We start from the raw sequence: 20,998 nt of genomic DNA on the forward strand, positions 1-20,998 counted from the left end.
CGATCATCTTCCCGGAAGAGCCATGCGCGGTCGCCTTTTCTCCCTGTTTTCCTGCCTGATCCTCAGCCTGTCCGCCTCGACAGCCAACGCAGCGTCCCTGCCCCAGCAGCGCCAGATGTACGACGAGGCGCAGAAGGCCCTTGCGCGCGGCGACAGCGGCCCGTACTTCAGCTACCAGTCGGCGTTGGCCGATTATCCCCTGCAGCCGTACCTGGCTTACGACGAACTGACCAGCCGTTTGAAAAGCGCCAGCAACGCCGAGATCGAGCGGTTCATCGAGCAGCACGGCGACCTGCCGCAGATCAACTGGCTGAAGCTGCGCTGGATGCGCCAGCTCGCCGACCGCGGTGACTGGAACACCTTCGTCCGTTATTACGACCCGAAGATGAACTTCACCGAACTGGACTGCCTCTACGGCCAGTATCAGTTGGGCCATGGCAACAAGGCCGACGGCTACGCCACCGCCGAGAAGCTCTGGCTGGTGGGCAAGCCGCAGCCCGATGCCTGCGACACCACCTTCGCCCTGTGGCAGGCCGACGGCCAGCTCACCGAGGAGAAGGTCTGGAAGCGCCTGAAGCTGGCTGCCGAAAAAGGCAACTACAGCCTCGCCACCGTACTCTCCAAGCGCCTGCCGACCCTCGGCAGCCAGGGCGCGTTGATGATCAACGTCGCGCAGAACCCTTCGCAGCTGAGCCAGACCACGCGCTTCGGCGCCCGCGACCATGCCACCGCCGACGTGGTCGGCCTCGGTCTGCGCCGCCTGGCCAAGCAGGACCCGGAAAAGGCCATCAACCTGCTGGACTACTACAGCTCGGTGCTGCCCTTCTCCAGCGACGAGAAAGTCTCCATCGCCCGCGAAATCGGCCTGAGCCTGGCGCGCCGCTACGACCCACGCGCACTGCCGATGATGGTCAAGTACGACCCGCAACTGCGCGACGACACCGTCACCGAATGGCGCCTGCGCCTGTTGCTGCGGCTGGGCCGCTGGGAAGACGCCTACGAGCTGACCCGCGCCCTGCCACCGTCGCTGGCCGAGACCAACCGCTGGAAATACTGGCAGGCGCGCTCGCTGCAACTGGCGCAGCCACAGAACAAGCAGGCCATCAGCCTGTACCAGCCGGTGGCCGGCGAGCGTGATTTCTATGGTTTCCTTGCCGCCGACCGGATCAACGCCCCCTACCAGCTGAACAATCGCCCGGTATCGCTGGACGCGGCGACGATGCAGCGCGTGCGCAATGCGCCGAGCACCCGCCGCGCCCTGGAGTTCTACGCCCGCGGCGAGGTCATCAACGCCCGCCGCGAGTGGTACCACGCTGCCCGCCACCTGAGCCACGACGAGCTGCTGGCCCAGGCGAAGATCGCCTACGACATGCAGTGGTACTTCCCGGCCATCCGCGCGATCAGCCAGGCCAAGTACTGGGACGACTTGGATATTCGCTTCCCCATGGCCTACCGCAACACCCTGGTGCGCGAGGCGCGCAACCGCGGCCTGCACTCCAGCTGGGTATTCGCCATTACCCGCCAGGAAAGCGCCTTCATGTCCGACGCGCGCTCCGGCGTTGGCGCCACCGGCCTGATGCAGCTGATGCCGGCCACCGCCAAGGAAACCTCGAAGAAATTCGGTATCCCGCTGGCCTCGCCGCAGCAATTGATCGTGCCGGATGTGAACATCCAGCTCGGCGCCGCGTACCTGAGCCAGGTGCATGGCCAGTTCAACGGCAACCGCGTGCTCGCCACCGCCGCCTACAACGCCGGTCCCGGCCGCGTACGGCAGTGGCTGAAGGATGCGCGTCACCTGGCGTTCGACGTCTGGGTCGAGACCATTCCGTTCGATGAGACCCGCTCCTACGTGCAGAATGTGCTGTCCTACGCGGTGATCTACGGGCAGAAGCTCAACGCGCCGCAGCCCATCGTCGACTGGCACGAACGCTTCTTCGACGAACTCTGATCCACTCCCCCGCCCGGCACCCGCCGGACGGTCTTCATCCCTTCAAGGAAAAGGAAATTCCCATGCGCAAGACCCTGCTTTCCGTCACCGTCGTCACCGCCGGCCTGCTGAGCACCGACCTGGCTCTGGCCGCCTGCGAGAAGCCGCGCAACGCCTTCGACAGCGTGTACTGCCTGAGCACCGAATACGCCCAGGTGGACCGCGAGCTGAACAATGAATTCGGCACCCTGCGCAAGATGCTCAACGACGGCCAGAAGGCCGCGCTGAAGAAGAGCCAGATCGCCTGGATCAAGGACCGCGACGCCCAGTGCAGCTACGAGCGCGACGGCGGTTACTTCGTCAACCTGCAGTGCGCAGTGGACAAGACCAACGAGCGCCTGGCGGTGCTGCGCGAGCGTGAGCGCGAGTGCCAGAGCACCGGTTGCGTCGACGCCAAGCTGTAAAGCGCAGACGGCATACACCCACGAAAGGTGTATGCCTTGAGTACCTGTAGCGTCCCGATGGCGGGACCTACTCCAGGACTTCCACGTCCATGCCCACACGCAGCTCGCCGCTGTTCAGGGCAATCAGGTTCTGGCCGAACAGCGCTTCGCCATTGACGTTGCGATAGCCCAGCAGGGTCGCCAGCGGCTCGCGGGCGGCATCGCGCTCGCCGGTATGCGGGTCGATGGTGGTGAGGATGCAGCGCGAGCAGGGCTTGGCCACCTTGAAGGTGACGTCGCCGATGCGGATGCGCTTCCAGCCATCTTCGGCGAAAGGCTCGGCGCCAGTGACCACCAGATTGGGGCGGAAGCGCAGCATCTCCAGCGGGCGTCCGACCTTGGCCGACAGGTCATCCAGCGAACCCTGGCCGATCAGCAACAGCGGGAAGCCGTCGGCGAAATGCACACGCTCGCCGGGCTCGGCGTAGGCGGTGTCGACCTGCCGGGCGCGCTGCTCGGGCATCTGCACCAGGCGCACGTCGCGACCGAGAAAGGTGCTCAGCCACTGGGCGGCGGCTTCGCCGGCATCCGGCACCTGCAGCATGTCGCGCCAGATCAGTACGCCGCGCAGGTTGTCGTCGCGGCCGGGCACATTCACCAGCAGGTCATCCATGCCGGGCGCGCGCAGGCGCAGGGCGGCGAAATCGTCCTGCCAGCGTGCCTCGATGCGGCCCATCTGCGGCAACAGGCGCTGAGTGAGGAAGCGGCCATTGGAGGCCTCTACCACCAGCCAGCGTCGATCCCCTGCCAGGCCCAGGGAATCGAGGCGGACGGACTCCAGGGATTCGTAGGCGGTGGATTTGACCGGGTAGCGGTAGAGCTCGCTCAGGCTGTACATCGGAAGCTTCCTTTCATGCAGGCGAAAGCGACCTTATACGGGGTGCAGCGGATGTCTAGCAATGGGGCGCTGCCTTGTCGCAGGCATGACCCGCCCCTACAAGAGCAAACCTGCGGCAGCGGACCATGCCCGCCAACCATCGGCAAAGCCGACGGACAGGCGATGCGATCAGGCGGGGACTTTCTGCAACCGGCGACGCACCACTTCCACCAACTGGTCCGGCTGGAACTTGGAGAGGAAGTCGTCGCAGCCGACCTTCTTCACCATGGCATCGTTGAAGCTGCCCGACAGCGAGGTGTGCAGCACCACGTAGAGGTCTCGCAGGCGCGGGTCGCTGCGGATCTCGGTGGTCAGCCGGTAGCCGTCCATTTCCGGCATCTCGGCGTCGGTGAAGACCATCAGCAGCTTCTCTTCCATGTCGTTGCCTTCGTCCGCCCAGCGCTTGAGCTGCTGCAGCGCGCGCAGGCCGTCAGTCGCAACATGCAGGCGCAGGCCAAGCTGGCCGAGTGTGTCGCGCAGTTGGGAGATGGCCACGCTGGAGTCATCCACCACCAGCACTTCGCGGCCACGGGTCTGGCTGAGCAGCTTGTCGTCCAGGCGGTCGCTGGAGACGCGGGTGTTCATCGGCACGATCTCGGCGAGCACCTTTTCCACGTCGATGATTTCCACCAGGCGGTCTTCCACCTTGGTGATCGCGGTCAGGTAGTGCTGGCGGCCCGCGCCACCGGGCGGCGGCTGGATCGACTCCCAGTTGAGGTTGAGGATGCGCTCTACCCCGCCCACCAGGAAGGCCTGCACCGAGCGGTTGTACTCGGTGACGATGATGGTGCTGTTGGCATCCGGAGTCAGCGCACGCATGCCAATGGCGCGGGACAGGTCGATCACCGGCAGGGTCTGGCCGCGCAGGTTGATCACCCCGCAGATCATCGGGTGGCGCTGCGGGATCAGGGTCAGGCGCGGCAGTTGCAGCACTTCCTGCACCTTGAACACGTTGATCGCGAACTGCTGCCGCCCGGCCAGGCGGAAGACCAGGATTTCCAGGCGGTTCTCGCCTACCAGTTGGGTGCGTTGATCGACAGTGTCGAGAATACCGGCCATGCCTGCTCCAGATTCGGAATGAGTCGTGCGGGAAAGCTATCGGCCATCCGTTTGGAAACAAGATACTGGCCCAGAGCCATCATGCACGACTTGCCCGGTCACGGCCAGGCCGATCAGCTGTTCGCGCCCATGAGCCGCTGGGTCGACGAGAGCAAGGGCGAGTCCGCTGGCAGATGCATGGAAATCGCTGCCGGGCGCACCTCGAAGCGCAGCCTGGAACCCTCCAGGGGCTCGCCGTCGAGATTGACGTCCAGGCCCTCGTGCGCCTCGACCTCTATCCACGGCAGGCGCGCACGGACGAACAGGTCCTGGGTGCCAAGCCCACCGCCCAGCAGCGCGCCGAGGGTGCCGACCATGTCCTGTGGCGTCGGCAGGATGCTCACGTCGAGCAATCCATCGTCCGCTGCCGCCTGGGGACAGAGCACATGGCCGCCGCCCGCCTGCCGGCCGTTGCCGATGCCCAGCGCGAGGAATTCCCCTTCCCAGCTGAAATCCGGGCCGCTGAAACGGCCCTGCGCTGCATGCACCTCGGAGAAGCGCGTCAGTCCGGTGAGCAGGTAGGCCGCGCCGCCGAGCAGCTTCTTCAGGTCTTCCGGAGTATTGGCCGTGACCTTGGAGCCGAAGCCGCCGGTGGCCATGTTGAGGAACATCTGCCCGTCCACCTCGCCCAGGTCGATGGGCCGCGCCGGCACGTCCAGCAGGGCCAGCGCAGCGGCCGGCTCCAGCGGCACGCCGGCGGCACGGGCGAAGTCGTTGGCGGTGCCCAGCGGCAGGATCGCCAGGCTGGCCTTGCCACCGGCCTGGGCCAGCGCCTCGGCGACATCGCGCACGGTGCCGTCTCCACCGCCGGCAATCAGCGTCGTATAGCCCGCTGCCAAGCCCTCCTCCACCAGGCGCCGGGCGTCGCCCCCCTCCCACGTCACCCTCACGTCGAGCGCTTGCCCCGCCTCGCGCGCAGCCAGCACAGCGGCGCGCACCTCCTCGTTGGCGGCTTGCTTGCCATGCAGGATCAACAGGGCCTTGGGTTGCATCATGGTCGGCTTCCTCGCGAATGGTCCATTGAGCGTCAACTAATGGACCCAGAGTAGCGCGGGAAAATTTCGCCAACCTTCAACGGCGGATCAGGCCGGGTAGCCGGTGATCTCGCGAATGCTCTGGTACAGCGGCTTGAGCTGCTTGTACATGCGCTGGTAGACCTCGCTGTACAGCCGCTCGTAGGTGCGCTGCGCCTCGGGGCGCGGATGGAAGACATCGCCGACGCGGGTCATGGCGGCGATGGCGTGGGTAAAGTCCGGATAGAGGCCGAGCCCCACCGCACAATCGATGGCTGCACCCAGGCCGGAAGCTTCGTAGACATGCGGACGCTCCGCCGGCAGGCCGAAGATGTCGGCGGTGAGCTGCATCGCCGCATCGCTCTGCGAACCGCCACCGGCCACGCGCAGGCGCTGGATGCGGGTGCCGGAGCGCTTCTCGATACGCTCCTTGCCCTGGCGCAACGCATAGGCCAGGCCTTCGAGGATGGCGCGGTAGATGTGCGCGCGGGTGTGCACGTCACCGAAGCCGATGATCGAGCCCTTGGCTTCCAGCCCCGGCTCGCGGATGCCCGGCGTCCAGTAGGGTTGCAGCATCAGGCCCATGGAGCCGGCGGGCACGCTGTCGACCAGTTCGTCGAACAGTTTTTCCGGCTCGACGCCGAGTTCCTGCGCGCGTTGCATCTCGCGCAGGCCGAACTCGCGCTTGAACCAGCTGACCATCCAGAAGCCGCGGTAGATCATCACTTCGGTATTGAAGTGATCGGGGATCGCCGCCGGGTACGGCGGAATCAACGGGATGGTTTCCAGGTAGCGCGAGCGAGTGGTGTTGATGGTCGCGGTGGTGCCGTAGGACAGGCAGGCCACGGTCGGGTCGATGGCGCCGGCGCCGAGCACTTCGCAGGCCTTGTCGGCGCCGGCGGCGATCAGCGGCAGGCCTTCGGGAATGCCGGTCAGGCGGCTGGCTTGGGCAGTGATCTCGCCCAGTTTCTCGCCGGGCTTGAACAGCTCCGGCAGTTGCTCGCGGCGCACGTCCAGCGCCTGCCACTTCCAGTCGCGCGGCGCGGCCCATTGCAGCTTCTTGTAGTCGAACGGCAGGTAGGCAACGCTGCAGGCCACCGAATCCACGTAGCGTCCGCACAGGCGCTGGGTGAGGAAGCCGGAGAGCAGCAGCACCTTGTGCGTGCGCTGGTGGATGTCCGGCTGCTGCTGGGCGACCCAGTTCACTTCGGCCTGGGTACGGAAGTAATCCACCGCGCCCTGCGCGCCCAGCAGCTTGAACAGCCAACCCCAGGGGCCCTTGATCGATTCGCCCGGCTCGGCGCGGCGCTGGTCCAGCCAGATGATCGCCGGGCGCAGGGCCTGGCCTGCTTCGTCGACGTGGATCACGGTGCCGCGCTGGGTCGTCAGCGAGACGCCACGGATGCGGCTGCGGTCGATGTCCACGCTGGCCCACAGGCGCTTGCAGGCCTCGCCCAGCTGCTCCCAGTAGTAATCCGGGTGCTGCTCGGCCCAACCGGGCTGCGAGGAGAAATAGGCTTCCAGCTCGACCTTGCCCTTGCCCACCAGGTTGCCCTGGAGATCGAAGAGCAGCGCGCGCACGCTCTGGGTGCCGTTGTCGATGGCCAGCAGGTAGTTGTTGTTATCCATGGGGCTCTCGTTCGATGGGGCCGCGCTCAGTGCGGCAGGCTGTAGCAGCGACGCCACAAGGCCAGATAGTCCTGTTCTTCACGTTTCCAGCGCGTGTCGTCCCAGCCCAGGCGTGGCTGGCACAGTGCGCGGATCTTCGGCAGCTCGGCGGCGGCGCCATCGGCCAGCAGCAGGCCGATACGGGTACGACGCAGCAACAGGTCGTCCAGGTGCAGCACCAGTTCGCCTTCCGCCGCCCAGGCCAGCTCGGCCCAGAGACAATCGGTGTTGCCGATGCGTGCGCTGCCCAGGGTTCTGATTGCCCGCGCCAGCTCCGGCAGCGCGCGGCCATGGCGACCGCTCAGGCGTCGCTTCTGTGGCGCGGTGAGTCCTGGCAAGTCGATGTCTGCCACCGGCTCGAAGACCTGCTCGCCAGCGGGTTCCAGCGGGCGCTCCAGCATCGGCGCGCAAGCCGCCAGGACTTCCAGCGCCAGCAGGCGGAAGGTGGTCAGCTTGCCGCCGGCCAGGGTCACGCAGCCGGGCTCGACCCACAGCGCATGTTCGCGCTTCTCGTCCGACGGCTTGAGCATTGGTGCGCCATCGCTGACCACCGGACGCACGCCGGCCCAGGTGGAGAGCACATCTGCCGAGCTGATCCGGGCAGACGGGAACTGCTGCGCGCAGGCCGCCAGCAGGTAGTCCACTTCCTCGCGACTGATGGCGGCGTCATCGTCCAGCGTGTCGCGATGGTCGAGGTCGGTGGTGCCGACCACGGTCGCGCCCTCCCAGGGAAAGACGAACACCGGACGCTTGTCCTGACCGTGCATGAAGCTGAAGGCGTGGGCGACCGGCAAGCGCCAGGCCGGCAGCAACAGGTGGCTGCCGCGCAGCGGGCGGATGTGCTCGCTGCCTTGCTTCTGCCGCAAGGTATCGGCCCAGGCGCCGGTGGCCAGGGCCACGGCGCGGGCACGGAAACTGAAGCGCTGGCCGCTCTCGCTGTCCTCGGCGACCAGTCCCTGAACGCGACCATCGCGGCGGTCCAGTTCGATCACCTTCAAGCCGTTCAGGGCTTCGCCGCCGTCGGCGCGTGCTTCGCCCAGCACACGCATCACCAGGCGTGCGTCGTCAGTCACCGCGTCCTGGAAGCGGGTACCGCCCAACAGGCGGTCTTCCTTCAGCCCCGGCGCCAGGTAGCGCAGTTCTTCCAGGCGATGGAACAGATGGTTTCGCCGCCCCGCCAGCGCGTCGTAGAGCGAGAGCAGGGTGCCGAACACCCGCGGGCCGGGGAAGCCGCCCTGGTAGTGCGGCATGATGAAGCTCAGCGGATCGACCAGCCCCGGTGCCTCGCCCAGCAGGCGCTGGCGCTCGCGCACCGAGTCGCGGGTGAGGCCGAACTGGCCCTTGGCGATGTAGCGCAGGCCACCGTGGACCATCTTCGATGAGCGGCTGGAGGTGCCCCAGGCGAAGTCGCGCTGCTCGATCAGCAGGCAGCGCCAGCCGCGCCGCGCCGCCTCGCGCAGGATGCCGGCGCCAGTGATGCCGCCGCCGACCACGATCAGGTCCCAGTCGCGCGCCGCCAGTTCCGGCAACGCCTCGGCACGCCAGGCTGCATTCCAGGCAGGCATCGTCTCAGTCCTGCAGCAGCGTGCCGGGGTTCAGCCGGCCGGACGGGTCGAAATACCCGGCCAGCGCCTTGATCGCCGCCATGCCCAGCGGGCCCTTTTCCACCGGCAGATAGGGCGCGTGGTCCTTGCCCACGCCATGCTGGTGGCTGATGGTTCCGCGGTGGTTGGCGATGGTCTGGCTGGCAGCGTGCTTGAGCTTGCGCCAGCGCTCGTGCGTCTGCGCATAGCTGGCCGCCGGGCGGAACACATAGGTGGTGTAGATGCTCGAGCCTTCGCCATAGACGTGCGACAGGTGGGTGAACACATGCACGCGCTCGCCCTCGGCGGCCAGGCCCTCACGCAGGCTGGCTTCTATACGGTTGAGCAGGTTGTCGACGTTGGACCAGTCGGTGGCGGTTTCCAGGGTGTCGACCACGTAGCCGTTCTCCCACAGCGCCTCGCGCAGGTAGGGGAAGCGGAAGCGGTTCTGCGCCCATTTCCTGCCCAGCAGGGTGCCGGTGAACACGCCGCCAAAGGCCTTGAGAAGGCGCCGCGCGGCACGCAGCGAGGTCGCGTTCTGGGCGCGGTCGCCGGTGACGCCGAAGGTCAGCATGCATTTGCCCTCGGCCGCGCCGCGCAGTTTCAGGTAGCGCTCCAGCCAGGCGATCTGCCCCGGATGACCTGCCAGTGCAAGCTGGGTGGTGGTTTCCACGGCGTTGGACAGGCGCAGCATGGACAGCGGCACGCGCGCCTGCACCAGGGTGCGGATGCCTTCCAGCGCCTGCTCCCAGGACGGCAGGAACACCGCGTAGAAGCGCTCGTCCTCGGCGATGCGCGTGACCCGCACCTTCACCGACGAGAGGATGCCGAAGCGACCTTCGGAACCCATGACCACTTCGCGCAGGTCCGGGCCGGCGGAGGACGCCGGGAAGGTCGGAATCTCCAGGCTGCCGGCGAAAGTTTCCAGGGTGCCGCCGGCGAACAGCTGCTCGATGCGCCCGTAGCGCAGCGACTGCTGGCCACTGGAACGGCTGGCAACCCAGCCACCGAGGGTGGAGAGCTCCCAGGACTGCGGGAAGTGACCGAGGGTATAGCCACGGGCACGCAGCTGGCTTTCTACCTGCGGGCCGTTGGCGCCGGGGCCGAAGGTGGCGATCAGGCTCTGCTCGTCCAGTTCCATCAGGCGGTTCATGTGCTCCAGGGAAACCGTGAGCACCGCCTTGTCGGACGCCGGCGGGTTGATGTGGCCGGCCACCGAGGTGCCGCCGCCATAGGGGATCACCAGGCAGTCCCAGAGCTCGGCGAACTTCAGCAGCTCGCGGATCTGCTCGGCGGTCTGCGGGTAGGCCACGCCATCGGGGAACACGCCGAATTCGCCTTCGCGCATCGCCAGCCAGTCCGGCAGGCTCTGGCCGCGGGCGTGCAGCAGGCGGTCGCGGGCTTCGCGCACCACCAGCGGATGCTCGGGCAGGCGCGAGGCCGGCACCTTGGCCAGTACCTGCTCCAGCGTCGCGTCCGGCAGCGTCAGGCCCGGGCCTACCAGCTCGGCGAGGAACCCACGCCCGTTATCGGGCAGTTCCACCACCGTCGTTTCTTCACCCCAGCCGTTCCAGCGTCGCATGCCCGCTCCTTTTATCCAGGTCTCTGTCTGCCATTTCGATAGCTATTCCGGTGCCGCTTGATGGCTGCCTATACTAGCCAGCCGCCCTGCCCTGTCACTGTCGGATCAAGACAGGCGCAGTTGCCGATCGAGACACCGAAGAACAAGAACTCACGCCATGCATTCCCTCGGCTACACCTCCGTCCCCGCACTGCTGAAATACCTGCGCCACGCCGAGTCCCTCGGCATGGACCAGGACGCTGCCCTCAAGGCTGCCGGCCTGGAACGCTCGCAACTGAGCGACAACAGCCAGCGCCTGCCGAGCGAGGCCCACGAACGCCTGCTGCAGCACCTTTGCGCGCATTCCGGCGATCCGTTGTTCGGCCTGCACTCCGCACGCTTCGTGCAGCCAGGCTCCTGGAGCGTGCTGGGCTACATCACCATGAACTGCGCCAACCTGGGCGAAGCCATGGGCCGCATCATTCCCTATGAGAAGCTGGTCGGCGACATGGGCGTCAGCCGCCTGGAACCGGGCACGGACCACATCAAGCTGATCTGGAACTGCCGTCACGAGGCCGCGCAGATCCGTCGGCACATGGTGGAAAACGTGCTGGCATCCTGGCTGCTCTATGCGCGCTGGATCGCCGACACCGATGGCTCGCCGCAGGAAGTCTGGTTCGAGCACGCGCAGCCCGAGGGCGCCGATGTTGCCGAGTACGAGCAACTGTTCGGCTGCCCGGTGCGTTTCGAGCAACCCTTCAGCGCCCTGCTGGTGCCCCTGCAGTTGCTCAGCTACCCGCTGCGCCAGGCCGACGCCAATCTGCTGCGCACCCTGGAAGAACACGCCCTGGCGCTGATGGCCGAACTGGACGACGACGAGCCGCTGCCGCTGCGGGTGAAGAACGCCCTGCGACTGCTGCTCAAGGACGGCCTGCCGCGCAAGGAGCGCGTCGCCGAACGCTTCGACATGACCGTGCGCACCCTGCAGCGCCACCTGCAGCAGGCCGGCGCCAGTTACCAGCAGATCCTCGACGAACTGCGCCAGGAACTCGCCGAACACTACCTGGTGCACAGCGACCTGCCGATCCAGGACATTGCCCAGTACCTGGGCTTCACCGAGTCGCGCTCCTTCCATCGCAGCTTCAAGAGCTGGACGGACCAGACGCCCGGCGAATATCGCCAGCAGCACAAGAAAACGCCGGTCTGAGACCGGCGTTTTTCATTGCACAGAAGCCACCCGTCAAAGCACATGGCGTTTGGATATTGACGCTTTTCGCCATCTGTCGGATTCACCCCACGCTTTCGTCAAACCTCTGTCGAAACGACGAGCACACTGATGGCATTGAGCTACCGTCTGAAGTCAGTACAGACCTGTTCAGGTTCGGGACTTCGAACATCCCGTGCCTCCGAGAAGGTCTGGAGCGAGCGGAGAATCAAGATAACAACGACCTGATGGATGCATGGATGGGAGGTTTCAACGAGCCTTGGCATCGTTCGGTGCACGGAACTCCGGGTGACGCAAGGTCGCCCTGCACTGGCGCCATCGCTCGACACGCCTGCCGCCCTCTGGCGGCACAAAGGCTCCCTGCCCCCAGAACCCGCAGGCTCCCGACTCAGGGACTGATTGGCCGCGAGCTTGATACAGAGGTTGTCCGAGGCGTGTCAGCTTTGAACTGAGGGATGAATCATGGGCGAGTCGTATCAGTGGGATTTCGGTTCGGTTGCATCCGGCCTGCAATTCAAGATCGTTTTCGATGGCACCGGCTTCACGGTGACCTGCACCTCCGGCTATCTGGATCTCAACGCCCTCTGGTTCTCGGACGGCGACAAGAGTACCGAGGGGACGGTGACCCTGGCCAAATCCGATAACAGCCTCAACATGAACGGCACCGGCATTACCTGGGATGACGTCTACAAGGTTTCCAGCACCGGGCTTGGCTCGACGGGCACGAACAAGGCCAGCTTCCTCACCGCCGGCGAGTCGATGTCGTTCTCGCTGGCGACTCTCGACCTGCCGGAATCCATCAGCTCACTGCTGGCAAATCCGACACTGCTGACCATTGGCGTGCGAGTCACCAGCGACAGCTCGACCAGTGGCGAGGGCAAGTACGTCGACACCAGCGGCACGCTGATCTCGAGCGTCAACCATGCGCCGACCCTGGCCACGGTCAGCAACGGCACGGTCACCGATACCGCGGGCGACGACAGCTATGCGAACGTGACCGGGACCCTGCACGGCAGCGATGCCGACGGCAACCCGGTGAGCTACGAACTGGCGGGTTCCAGCGCCTCGAGCGGCACCGGGGACAGTGCCGGCTTCAACGTGCAGAAGAGTTCGGACTACGGAACCTTCTATCTGAACACCGCCAGCGGGGCCTACAAGTTCGTCGCCAACGATGCCGCGATGGAGGGCCTGAAGACCACCCAGACCGCAGACTTCACGGTCAACGCGACCGATGGCGTCGCCGATAGCGCCACCCAGACCATCAGCATCAGCCTGGACGGCGTCAACGATACCCCCGAGCTCAGCGCCTCGCTGACCGCCTTCACCTTCATCGACACCTCGGGGAACGACAGCTTCACCAGCGTGACTGGCCAACTGACCAGCGCGGACCGCGACGTCGGCGATACGGCGAGCTATGCCATCGATGACACCAGTGCTGCGACCGGGTCCTTCGATGTGAACGGCCACGTCTATCAACAGAAACTGGTCGGCAACTTTGGCACGCTCTACCTGGATACCAGTGGCGCCTACGAGTACGTCTCCAACGACTCCGCCGTCGAGGCGCTGGAGGCAAGCACCAGCGAAAGCTTCACGCTCAAGGTGACCGATGGCTCGAATGCAACCGCCACCCAGACCCTGACCATCAACCTGACCGGGGCCGAAGATGCGCCGGAGGTGACGGCGGTAGTTGCGGATTATGCCGACACAGAGGCCGACGACACCTTCCCCGACACCACCGGTACGCTCAACGTCAGTAGCCGCGACGGTGACAGCAGCTTCACCTTCACCCTGTCGGGCAGCAGTGACTCGGTGCTATCGGGTTACGACCGACAGGACACCAGCAGTACCTTCGGCACGCTCTACCTGAACAGCACCAGTGGCGCCTACAAGTTCATCGCCAATGACGCAGCCATCGAGGCGCTCGAAAACGGCAGCATTCCCAACGCGGTCTATCACGTCACCGCTGCGGCCGACGGCGTGACTTCGGCGGACCAGACCATCACCATCACCTTCGCTGGCGCCGAAGACGCGCCGGTCGTGGCTCCCGTGGTGGAGTCCTATCTCGATACGGCCGCCGACGACACCTTCGCCGACAAGACCGGCACCCTGGACGTCACCAGCCGCGACGGCGATTCCAGCTTCACCTTCGCACTGGCTGGCAGTAGCGCGACGGGACAACTGGACTATGACCTGAAGAACGCCAGCAGTGGTTACGGCACCCTGTACCTGAACAGCAGCACGGGCGCGTACAAGTTCGTTGCCAACGACGCGGCCATCGAAGGCCTGGAAAGTGGCAGCAACCCGAGCGCGATCTATCACGTTACCGCTGCAGCGGACAACGCGACCTCGTCCGACCAGACCATCACCATCAACCTCAACGGCGCCGAAGATGCGCCGGTGGTGGCTCCCGTGGTGGCGAGCTACACCGACACGGCCGCCGACGACACCTTCACCGACAAGACCGGCACCCTGGGCGTCACCAGCCGCGACGGCGATTCCAGCTTCACCTTCGCTCTGGCTGGCAGTAGCGCGACGGGACAACTGGACTATGACCTGCAGAACACCAGCAGCCCCTTCGGCACGCTGTACCTCAACAGCACCAGCGGCGCCTACAAGTTCGTCGCCAACGACGCAGCCATTGAAGCGCTGCAGTCGGGCAGCAATCCAAGTCTGGTGTACGCCGTCACAGCCTCTGCTGACGGCGCGACTTCGGCCAGCCAATCCATCACCCTCGGCATCACCGGCGGCAACGATGCGCCGCGCGACCTGACGCTGACGGCGGACACCTCCAACGCCTTCATCACGGGCAATGGCGTGCCCGGCAACAACGGAGCTATCGGCACCATCAGCGTGACCGCCGGCTCCGACCCGGACGCGGGTGGCAGTTATTCCTTCAGCCTCTTCAGCGCCAAATCCGGCGTCCTGGGCGCGGCGAGCATCAGCACCGATGCCAGCGGGCTGTTCGCCGTCAGCAGCGCGGGGGCGCTCAGCAGCACGACGGGGCTGGCCTCGGGCACCATCTACGAGGTGACGGTCCAGGCAAGCCAGGGTTCCGGTGCGACGCTTGCCACCTACAACGAGACCTTCAGCGTCGTCACTGGCACCAACGCCGGGACGGAAACCCTGCCCGGTGGGGGGTACGACTTCAGCTCGGGCGACGATGTCATCTACGGCCGGCAGAACGTCGACATCATCCTCGCCGGTTCGGGCGACGACACCGTGTTCGGCCAGGACGGCAACGACGAGATCCATGGCGGCACCGGCATCGACCTGCTGTTCGGCGGCAAGGACAACGACTCTTTCGTGTTTTCCACCGGCAACACCGGCATCACCCTGGCCACCGCGGATACCATTGGCGACTTCAACTCGGCGAACGACACCATCGTCACCTCGCTGGCGGCGGGCAATGTCACCATTGCCAATGGTTCCTCGTTGTCCGACTTCAATGCCTTCGTCGCCGCCGCAAACGCATCGATGGCGACGGGCACGGCAACCAGCGGTTCTTACATGGCCTGGAACGCTGCGGGCACGGGCAACGGGTGGCTGGTCATCGACGAGAACCACAGCAACTCGGTGGACAGTGGCGACAGCTTGATCGTGCTGACCGGGGTGAATACGGCAGCTGGGTTTGCAACGACCGATATCGCCTGAGCCCTGGTGGAGGAACTCGCAAAAACAAACGGGGCCGCGTTCTGCGGCCCCGTTTGTTTCCGGCTGATACCGGTCGGCCGTTTAGTCGAGCAACTCGCTGAACGGGATGAAGACCAGCCAATCGCCTTCGGCCAGCGTCGTTCCTTCGCGCACTTCTGCCAGTCCCTCGGCCCAGGCGGCGCTGCGCAGCACACCGGAACTCTGGTTGGCGCAAGGCACGGCACGGCCGTTCTCCAGTCTCGCGCGCAGGTACTCGCGGCGATTGCCTGGCTTGGTCCATGTGAAGCCAGCCGGCACCTGCAGGCGCAAAGGCTCTACCTTCTGCATACCGAGGCGACGCATCAGGTAGGGTCGCGCCAGCAGCGCGAAGGTCACCAGGGTGGACGCCGGGTTGCCCGGCAGGCCGATCACCGGCACCTGCTGATACTGGCCCACGGTCAGCGGCTTGCCCGGCTTGATCGCCAGTTTCCACAGCGCCAGCTCGCCCGCTTCACGCAGGGCCGCACCGAGAAAATCCGCCTCGCCGACGGAAACGCCGCCGGTGGACAGGATCAGGTCCACATTCGACAACCCGGCCAGGGCCGCGCGGGTGCGCTCCAGGTCGTCCGGAAGGATCCCGGCGTCCACCACTTCGCAACCAAAGCGCTGCAGCCAGGTGCGCAGCAGGTGCCGGTTGCTGTTGTAGATCTGCCCGAGCGCCAGCGACTGGCCCGGTTCGACCAATTCATCGCCGGTGGACAGCAGCGCCACGCGCGGGCGGCGACGCACACTCAAATCGGCACGACCTAGCGATGCCGCCAGACCGATCTCGATCGGCCCCAGGCGCGTGCCGGCGGGCAGCACACAGTCTCCCTTGCGGGTTTCCTGGCCCTGCGGGCGTACGTGCTGCCCCACCTTGAGTGCCTCGAGGAAACGCACGCGGCCGTCTTCCAGCACTTCGACGTTTTCCTGCATCTCGACGCAATCGGCGCCCTCGGGTACCGGCGCGCCGGTGAAGATGCGCACGCAGGTGCCCGGCACCAGCGGTTCGCCCGCCTGCCCGGCGAAGATCTTCTGGCTGACCGGCAGCGCCTCACCCTGCCAGTCGGCCTGGCGCAGCGCATAGCCGTCCATGGCGCTGTTCGGCCACGGCGGCAAGTCCAGTCCGGCCAACAGCGGCTCGGCGAGCACGCGGCCGTCAGCCTCGCTCAGCGACAGGGTTTCGGTATCGAGGATCGGCGCCTGCTCCGCCAGGCTCAGCAGGCGCGCCAGGGCGTCCTCGACCGGCAGCAGTCCCGGCTTGTCGCAGCCGCTCATCCGCGGCTCTCGCAGGGCGCCGCCTTTTTCAGGTGCGGCACGAAATTGCAAGGGCGGTGGCTGGCGTCCAGTTGCTCGCCGAGAATGCCGTCCCAAGCGGTGCGGCAGGCGTTGGTGGAGCCCGGCAGACAGCAGACCAGGGTTCCGTTGGCGAGGCCGGCCAGCGCACGGGACTGGACCGTGGAGGTGCCGATGTCGGCCACGGAAATCTGCCGGAACAGCTCGCCAAAGCCGTCCACTACCTTGTCCAGCAGGCAGGTTACGGCCTCCGGGGTGCTGTCGCGGCCGGTGAAGCCGGTTCCGCCGGTAACCAGCACGACCTGCACTTCGTCTTCGGCAATCCAGGTCGCGACCTGGGCGCGAATGCGGTAGAGGTCATCCTTGAGCAGGACGCGGGCCGCGAGGTTGTGGCCGGCGGCCTTCAGGCGGTCGACGAACAGCTGGCCGGAGGTGTCGGTTTCCAGGGTGCGGGTATCGCTGACGGTGAGGACGGCGATGTTCAGCGGGACGAATGGCTGCTCGGCCTTGTGGCTCATGATGAGGGCCCTTGCTTGTGAGGTTGGAATGCGCGGTGTTATATCACAGGCCCGTCCTGGAGACCCTGACATGCCACAAGCCCCGCTCCCCCCCTGCTCCGTCCTGATTCTCGCCGGAGGACGCGGCCAGCGCATGGGCGGCCAGGACAAGGGCCTGCTGGAGTGGCAGGGCCGCCCGCTGGTGAGCTATGCCGCCGCCCTCGCCCGCCCATTCAGCGACGATCTGATTATTTCCTGCAACCGCAACGCGGACGTCTACGCCGGCTTCGCCGACCGCTTGGTACAGGATGACAGCATGGACTTCCCCGGCCCGCTGGCCGGTATCCGGGCAGGCCTGACCACCGCGCGTCATTCGCACTTGCTGGTTCTTCCCTGCGATGCGCCGCGCCTGGATGCCGAGCTGCTGCAGCGCCTGCTGCGCGCATCGGCCGCAGAGCCGGATGTCGTCCACATGCTGCGCTGCGGCACGCAGTGGGAGCCTTTATTCAGCATCATCCCAGTGGCGATGCGCGCGTCGATAGAGGAAGCCTGGAACCAGGGCGATCGCAGCCCCCGTTACGTTTTCTCGAAGCTGGGCCTGCAAGCGGTGGATTGCCCGGCCGACGACCCCCGCCTGGCCAACCTGAATACCCCGGAGCTGCTCTATCGCGCCTGATAGCAACGCATTCGAAAATTTTCCGGGAACTATGCCGTAGTCCTCTCGGTCAGACTTTTCGTACTTTTTTGTTCGCTCATCAGGAGATTCACTAATGAACAAACGGATGCTTCCCGCCTTCCTGCTCGCCCTGGGCTTCGGAGTGCTCGCAGGTTGCTCCACTCCGTCGGTCATCACCCTGAACGATGGTCGCGAGATTCAGTCGGTCGACAAGCCCAAGTACGACGAAGAATCCGGCTTCTATGAGTTCGAACAGCTGGATGGCAAAACCGCCCGTGTGAACAAGGATCAGGTACGGACCGTCAAGGACCTCTGATTCTCCCGGTGGTGAAAACGCCCCGCAGGCCCCTGATCGGTCTGCGGGGCGTTCGCGTTTCCTGGGGCGGGAAAATCTTTTTTCAGAAATTTGTCGCTAACCCCTTGTGCATCAAAAGTTTTTCGGTAGAATGCGCGCCATCAAACGGAGCGTAGCGCAGCTTGGTAGCGCGTCTCGTTCGGGACGAGAAGGTCGCTGGTTCGAATCCAGTCGCTCCGACCAAATCCCGAAAAACCCGCCTAACAGCGGGTTTTTTATTGCCTGCGATTTTTCCCCAGATGTGAATTCGCAGGCACAAAAAGCCCGTCGCAAGGACGGGTTATTTTCATGGGCAATCCCCCGCTGTCGCACCGGCGCCGCTCAAGGCTGAGCGGCGCTCGAGCCCGCAATGCCTCAGCGACTGAGGAAAGCGGCGACCTGCTCGGCGTCGAACGGCCAGTTGAGTTCGGCGCCAGAATCGCAACGACGCAACACGGGGATAGTCAGGCCGTACTGCTCGACCCAATCCTCGCGGTCGGCGATGTCCACCAGTTCGACCATCAGGCCATGCTCGACAAAGGGCATCAGCACCGCTTCGGCCACTTCGCAAAGATGGCAGCCGAGGGTGCCGAAGAGCTGGCATTCCGGCGGCAGGTTGGGCTCGTTGGTTGGCGACATGCTTCAGACTCCGGCGTGCTTGAGCAGAGTATCGGCCACGGCACGGGCTTCGCGCCCCTGATGCGCCGGCCCCTGCATGTGCGCCATCACCAGCACGCCCTCAAGCAGGTATTGCAGTTGCCGAGCCAGCGCTTCCGGCTCCGCGGCGCCGAGGCGCGCCAACTGGGCGGCAAAGAAACGCCCCAGGAAAGCCTTGTGCTCGGCGGCCTGCTGATGAATGGGGTGTTCGCGATCATGGAATTCACCGGCGGCGTGGATAAAGGCGCAGCCGCAGAAATCAGGGGCGTTGAGCACTTCCTGCAAGCCGTCGAAAACCGCCAGGATCGCCTCGCGGGGCGCCAGAATGCGCTCGGCCACTTCCATGCGTTCAACCATGCGGGCGTGACGCTCTTCCAGCGCCGCCATGATCAGCTCGTCCTTGGACTTGAAGTGCTTGTACAGCGTCATTTTCGCAACGCCCGACTCGGCGAGGATCCGGTCGATACCGGTGGCGTGGTAACCCTCGCGGTAGAACAGATCCTGTGCGGTGGCGAGCAGCAGCTCGCGTTTGCTGGATGCCATGGCATTCCCTCCTGACCGGACATTATGCGCGAGGCTCGACGCCCAGGGGAGCCGGACAATTGCAGGGGCGACAGCGAAATCCGATTGGCCGGCAATCATTTCGCTTGAACTATACAGACCTGTCTGTCTAATATCTACCGCATCGCCGACCCGGCAACATCGCAAGGACTCACGCCATGAAACTCCACGACGTCGCACTTTCCGGTAACTGCTACAAGGTTCGGTTGTTTCTCGGGCTCATCGGCCAGAAAGCCGAGCTGTTGCCGGTGGACCTGATGGGTGGCGCGCACAAGCGCCCGGCCTTCCTGGCGATCAACCCGCGCGGCCAGGTGCCGGCGCTGGAGGATGGCGAGCTGCGCCTGGGCGACTCCCACGCCATCCTCGCTTACCTGGCCCGGCAGTACGCCGAGCCGCACTGGTACCCGCAGGACGCCATCACCCAGGGGCGCATCGCCAACTGGATGAGCTTCTCGGCCAACGAGGTGCAGCACGGCCTGGCGATGGCCCGGGTAATCCAGCTGTTCAAGCGCCCCGGTGACCTGGCCGCCGCCCAGGCCAAGGGCCGCCATGCCTTGGAACTGCTGGATGCGACGCTGGCCGATCATCGCTGGCTGGCGCAGACCGACAGGCCGAGCATCGCCGATATTGCCATCTATCCCTACGTCACCCTGGCGCCTGAGGGCGGCCTGGAGCCGTGCGGCTATCCCTATGTGCAGGACTGGCTGACCCGTGTGCGTGCCCTGCCAGGCTACGTCGCGCAACCCGCCTTCTGACGCTCCTCTAACGCCCTGTTGATTGCCCGCGTCGTCGTTCAAGCGGCGGCGCTCCCCTTCGCTTCAGAAAAAGGAAAATCCGATGCGTCTCCCATCCCTGCTGCTGGCCGGGCTGTTCGCCCTCACCTGTCTGAGCCTCCAGGCCGCGGACCTGCGTTTCTCACTGATCCGCACCTCAGGCATCACCACGCTGGATGCGTTGACCGTGGCAGGCGGGGACTGGACGAGAAAGGTTCCGATGAACCACACCGCCGTGCTGGTCCAGCATCATGCCGCCACCTTGCTCTTCGATACCGGTCTGGGCAGCCAGGCGGACGCGCAGTTCAAGCAGGACATGCCCTGGTGGGACAAGCCACTGTTCCGTTACGAGGGCCTGAAACCCGCGCGGGACCAACTGCAGGGCAGCGGCATCGCCATCGACCGGATCATCCTGTCCCATGCCCATTGGGACCATGCCTCAGCCTTGTCGGACTTCCCCGAAGTCCAGGTCTGGGCAACCTATGATGAGATCAACTACGCCCATATCGCCCAGCCGCCGGCGGTGTTCCCCAGCCAGTTCCGTCATCCGGTGAAATGGGTGCCCTTCCAGTTCGAATCCGGCCCTTTCCTGAGCTACGACCGCAGCCTCGACCTGTTCGGCGACGGCAGCCTGGTGCTCGTACCCATGGGCGGCCATACCCCTGGGGCGGTGGGTCTGTTCATCACCCTCGACGATGGTCGGCGTTACTTTTTCAGCGGCGACACCACCTGGCGGCTGTCCGGCTTCACCGGCCCCCACGAAAAGTTCTGGATCAGCCGCAACATGGTGGACAACAACCGCGAGCAGACCCTCGCCGAAGTGGCCCGCGTGCATGAGCTGATGCTTGCCTATCCAAAGCTCACCGTTGTGCCCGCCCACGACGCTCAAGTGCAGGACAAGCTGGGCTATTACCCCCACTGGGTGCAGTGAAAGCCACGCCAGTCGCCGCTTGGCGCTTCAATAGCCCGCTTACTAATCAGCGACTAAGGTCTAAGAGTCGTCAACATTCGGTAATGATTTAGTAGATAGGCTGTAACAGATTGACATGCCGGCCCTGATCCAGTCGGCATCATCAAACT

Annotated in this window: 18 protein-coding genes and 1 tRNA gene; 9 read left to right on the forward strand and 10 right to left on the reverse strand. The window is 65.4% G+C overall.

Annotated features, from left to right (window positions below; genetic code table 11):
• Positions 1–22 precede the first annotated feature (22 nt).
• Both MJ122_RS00605 and MJ122_RS00610 read left to right on the forward strand, forming a co-directional pair.
• Positions 23–1,948 (forward strand): transglycosylase SLT domain-containing protein, encoded by a 1,926-nt coding sequence (locus MJ122_RS00605; RefSeq protein WP_239741755.1) that lies wholly within the window; start codon positions 23–25, stop codon positions 1,946–1,948.
• A gap of 62 nt (positions 1,949–2,010) precedes the next feature.
• On the forward strand, positions 2,011–2,391 hold the full coding sequence (locus MJ122_RS00610; RefSeq protein WP_239741757.1) for a lysozyme inhibitor LprI family protein: 381 nt from the start codon (positions 2,011–2,013) through the stop codon (positions 2,389–2,391).
• A 67-nt stretch (positions 2,392–2,458) separates the two neighbouring features.
• Here the strand turns inward: MJ122_RS00610 and MJ122_RS00615 are convergent, their stop codons facing one another.
• The 6 genes from MJ122_RS00615 to MJ122_RS00640 form a co-directional block, all read right to left on the reverse strand.
• Positions 2,459–3,268, reverse strand: a complete 810-nt coding sequence (locus tag MJ122_RS00615) for an MOSC domain-containing protein (RefSeq protein WP_088416898.1) — start codon at positions 3,266–3,268, stop codon at positions 2,459–2,461.
• A gap of 168 nt (positions 3,269–3,436) precedes the next feature.
• Entirely contained in the window at positions 3,437–4,366 is a 930-nt protein-coding gene (locus MJ122_RS00620; RefSeq protein WP_017519296.1) for a chemotaxis protein CheV, read from the reverse strand.
• A gap of 113 nt (positions 4,367–4,479) precedes the next feature.
• Positions 4,480–5,400, reverse strand: coding sequence for a lipid kinase YegS (yegS, locus tag MJ122_RS00625; RefSeq protein ID WP_088416897.1), 921 nt, complete (start codon positions 5,398–5,400; stop codon positions 4,480–4,482).
• An 87-nt stretch (positions 5,401–5,487) separates the two neighbouring features.
• On the reverse strand, positions 5,488–7,047 hold the full coding sequence (locus MJ122_RS00630; RefSeq protein ID WP_239741759.1) for an FGGY-family carbohydrate kinase: 1,560 nt from the start codon (positions 7,045–7,047) through the stop codon (positions 5,488–5,490).
• A gap of 26 nt (positions 7,048–7,073) precedes the next feature.
• Positions 7,074–8,651, reverse strand: coding sequence for a glycerol-3-phosphate dehydrogenase/oxidase (locus tag MJ122_RS00635; RefSeq protein ID WP_239741761.1), 1,578 nt, complete (start codon positions 8,649–8,651; stop codon positions 7,074–7,076).
• A gap of 4 nt (positions 8,652–8,655) precedes the next feature.
• A complete protein-coding gene (locus MJ122_RS00640; protein ID WP_239741763.1) occupies positions 8,656–10,251 on the reverse strand; it encodes an FAD-binding oxidoreductase in 1,596 nt (531 codons plus the stop codon).
• Between the two features lie 157 nt (positions 10,252–10,408).
• On the opposite strand from MJ122_RS00640, the gene MJ122_RS00645 reads away from it, so the two are divergent.
• Both MJ122_RS00645 and MJ122_RS00650 read left to right on the forward strand, forming a co-directional pair.
• Positions 10,409–11,437, forward strand: a complete 1,029-nt coding sequence (locus MJ122_RS00645) for an AraC family transcriptional regulator (protein ID WP_088416893.1) — start codon at positions 10,409–10,411, stop codon at positions 11,435–11,437.
• 480 nt (positions 11,438–11,917) lie between these two features.
• Entirely contained in the window at positions 11,918–15,106 is a 3,189-nt protein-coding gene (locus tag MJ122_RS00650) for a VCBS domain-containing protein (protein WP_239741765.1), read from the forward strand.
• 81 nt (positions 15,107–15,187) lie between these two features.
• Here MJ122_RS00650 and glp read toward each other — a convergent pair whose 3' ends face one another.
• A complete protein-coding gene (glp, locus tag MJ122_RS00655; RefSeq protein WP_239741767.1) occupies positions 15,188–16,402 on the reverse strand; it encodes a gephyrin-like molybdotransferase Glp in 1,215 nt (404 codons plus the stop codon).
• A complete protein-coding gene (gene moaB, locus MJ122_RS00660; protein ID WP_088416843.1) occupies positions 16,399–16,938 on the reverse strand; it encodes a molybdenum cofactor biosynthesis protein B in 540 nt (179 codons plus the stop codon). The genes glp and moaB overlap by 4 nt, the downstream gene beginning before the upstream one ends.
• Positions 16,939–17,008: 70 nt before the next feature.
• Here moaB and mobA point away from each other — a divergent pair, with 70 nt between their 5' ends.
• From mobA to MJ122_RS00675, 3 genes are all read left to right on the forward strand, one after another.
• Positions 17,009–17,593: a molybdenum cofactor guanylyltransferase MobA gene (gene mobA / locus MJ122_RS00665; RefSeq protein WP_239741769.1), complete on the forward strand. Its 585-nt coding sequence runs from the start codon at positions 17,009–17,011 to the stop codon at positions 17,591–17,593.
• 94 nt (positions 17,594–17,687) lie between these two features.
• On the forward strand, positions 17,688–17,909 hold the full coding sequence (locus tag MJ122_RS00670) for a YgdI/YgdR family lipoprotein (RefSeq protein ID WP_017519306.1): 222 nt from the start codon (positions 17,688–17,690) through the stop codon (positions 17,907–17,909).
• A 145-nt stretch (positions 17,910–18,054) separates the two neighbouring features.
• Positions 18,055–18,131: transfer RNA gene (locus MJ122_RS00675), tRNA-Pro, on the forward strand.
• A 171-nt stretch (positions 18,132–18,302) separates the two neighbouring features.
• Here MJ122_RS00675 and MJ122_RS00680 read toward each other — a convergent pair.
• Positions 18,303–18,542, reverse strand: coding sequence for a glutaredoxin family protein (locus MJ122_RS00680; protein WP_275590564.1), 240 nt, complete (start codon positions 18,540–18,542; stop codon positions 18,303–18,305).
• A gap of 27 nt (positions 18,543–18,569) precedes the next feature.
• Positions 18,570–19,127 (reverse strand): TetR family transcriptional regulator, encoded by a 558-nt coding sequence (locus MJ122_RS00685; protein WP_088416840.1) that lies wholly within the window; start codon positions 19,125–19,127, stop codon positions 18,570–18,572.
• A 176-nt stretch (positions 19,128–19,303) separates the two neighbouring features.
• Between MJ122_RS00685 and MJ122_RS00690 the strand changes: the two genes are divergently transcribed.
• Both MJ122_RS00690 and MJ122_RS00695 read left to right on the forward strand, forming a co-directional pair.
• Positions 19,304–19,900 carry a glutathione S-transferase family protein gene (locus MJ122_RS00690; RefSeq protein ID WP_088416839.1) on the forward strand — a complete coding sequence of 199 codons (597 nt, stop codon included), beginning with the start codon at positions 19,304–19,306 and terminating at the stop codon, positions 19,898–19,900.
• 82 nt (positions 19,901–19,982) lie between these two features.
• Entirely contained in the window at positions 19,983–20,849 is an 867-nt protein-coding gene (locus MJ122_RS00695; protein WP_239741771.1) for an MBL fold metallo-hydrolase, read from the forward strand.
• The last annotated feature ends 149 nt before the right edge of the window (positions 20,850–20,998 follow it).

The sequence above is a fragment of the Pseudomonas sp. DP-17 genome, from assembly GCF_022380625.1.
In the GTDB taxonomy this organism is placed as follows: domain Bacteria; phylum Pseudomonadota; class Gammaproteobacteria; order Pseudomonadales; family Pseudomonadaceae; genus Pseudomonas; species Pseudomonas nitroreducens_A.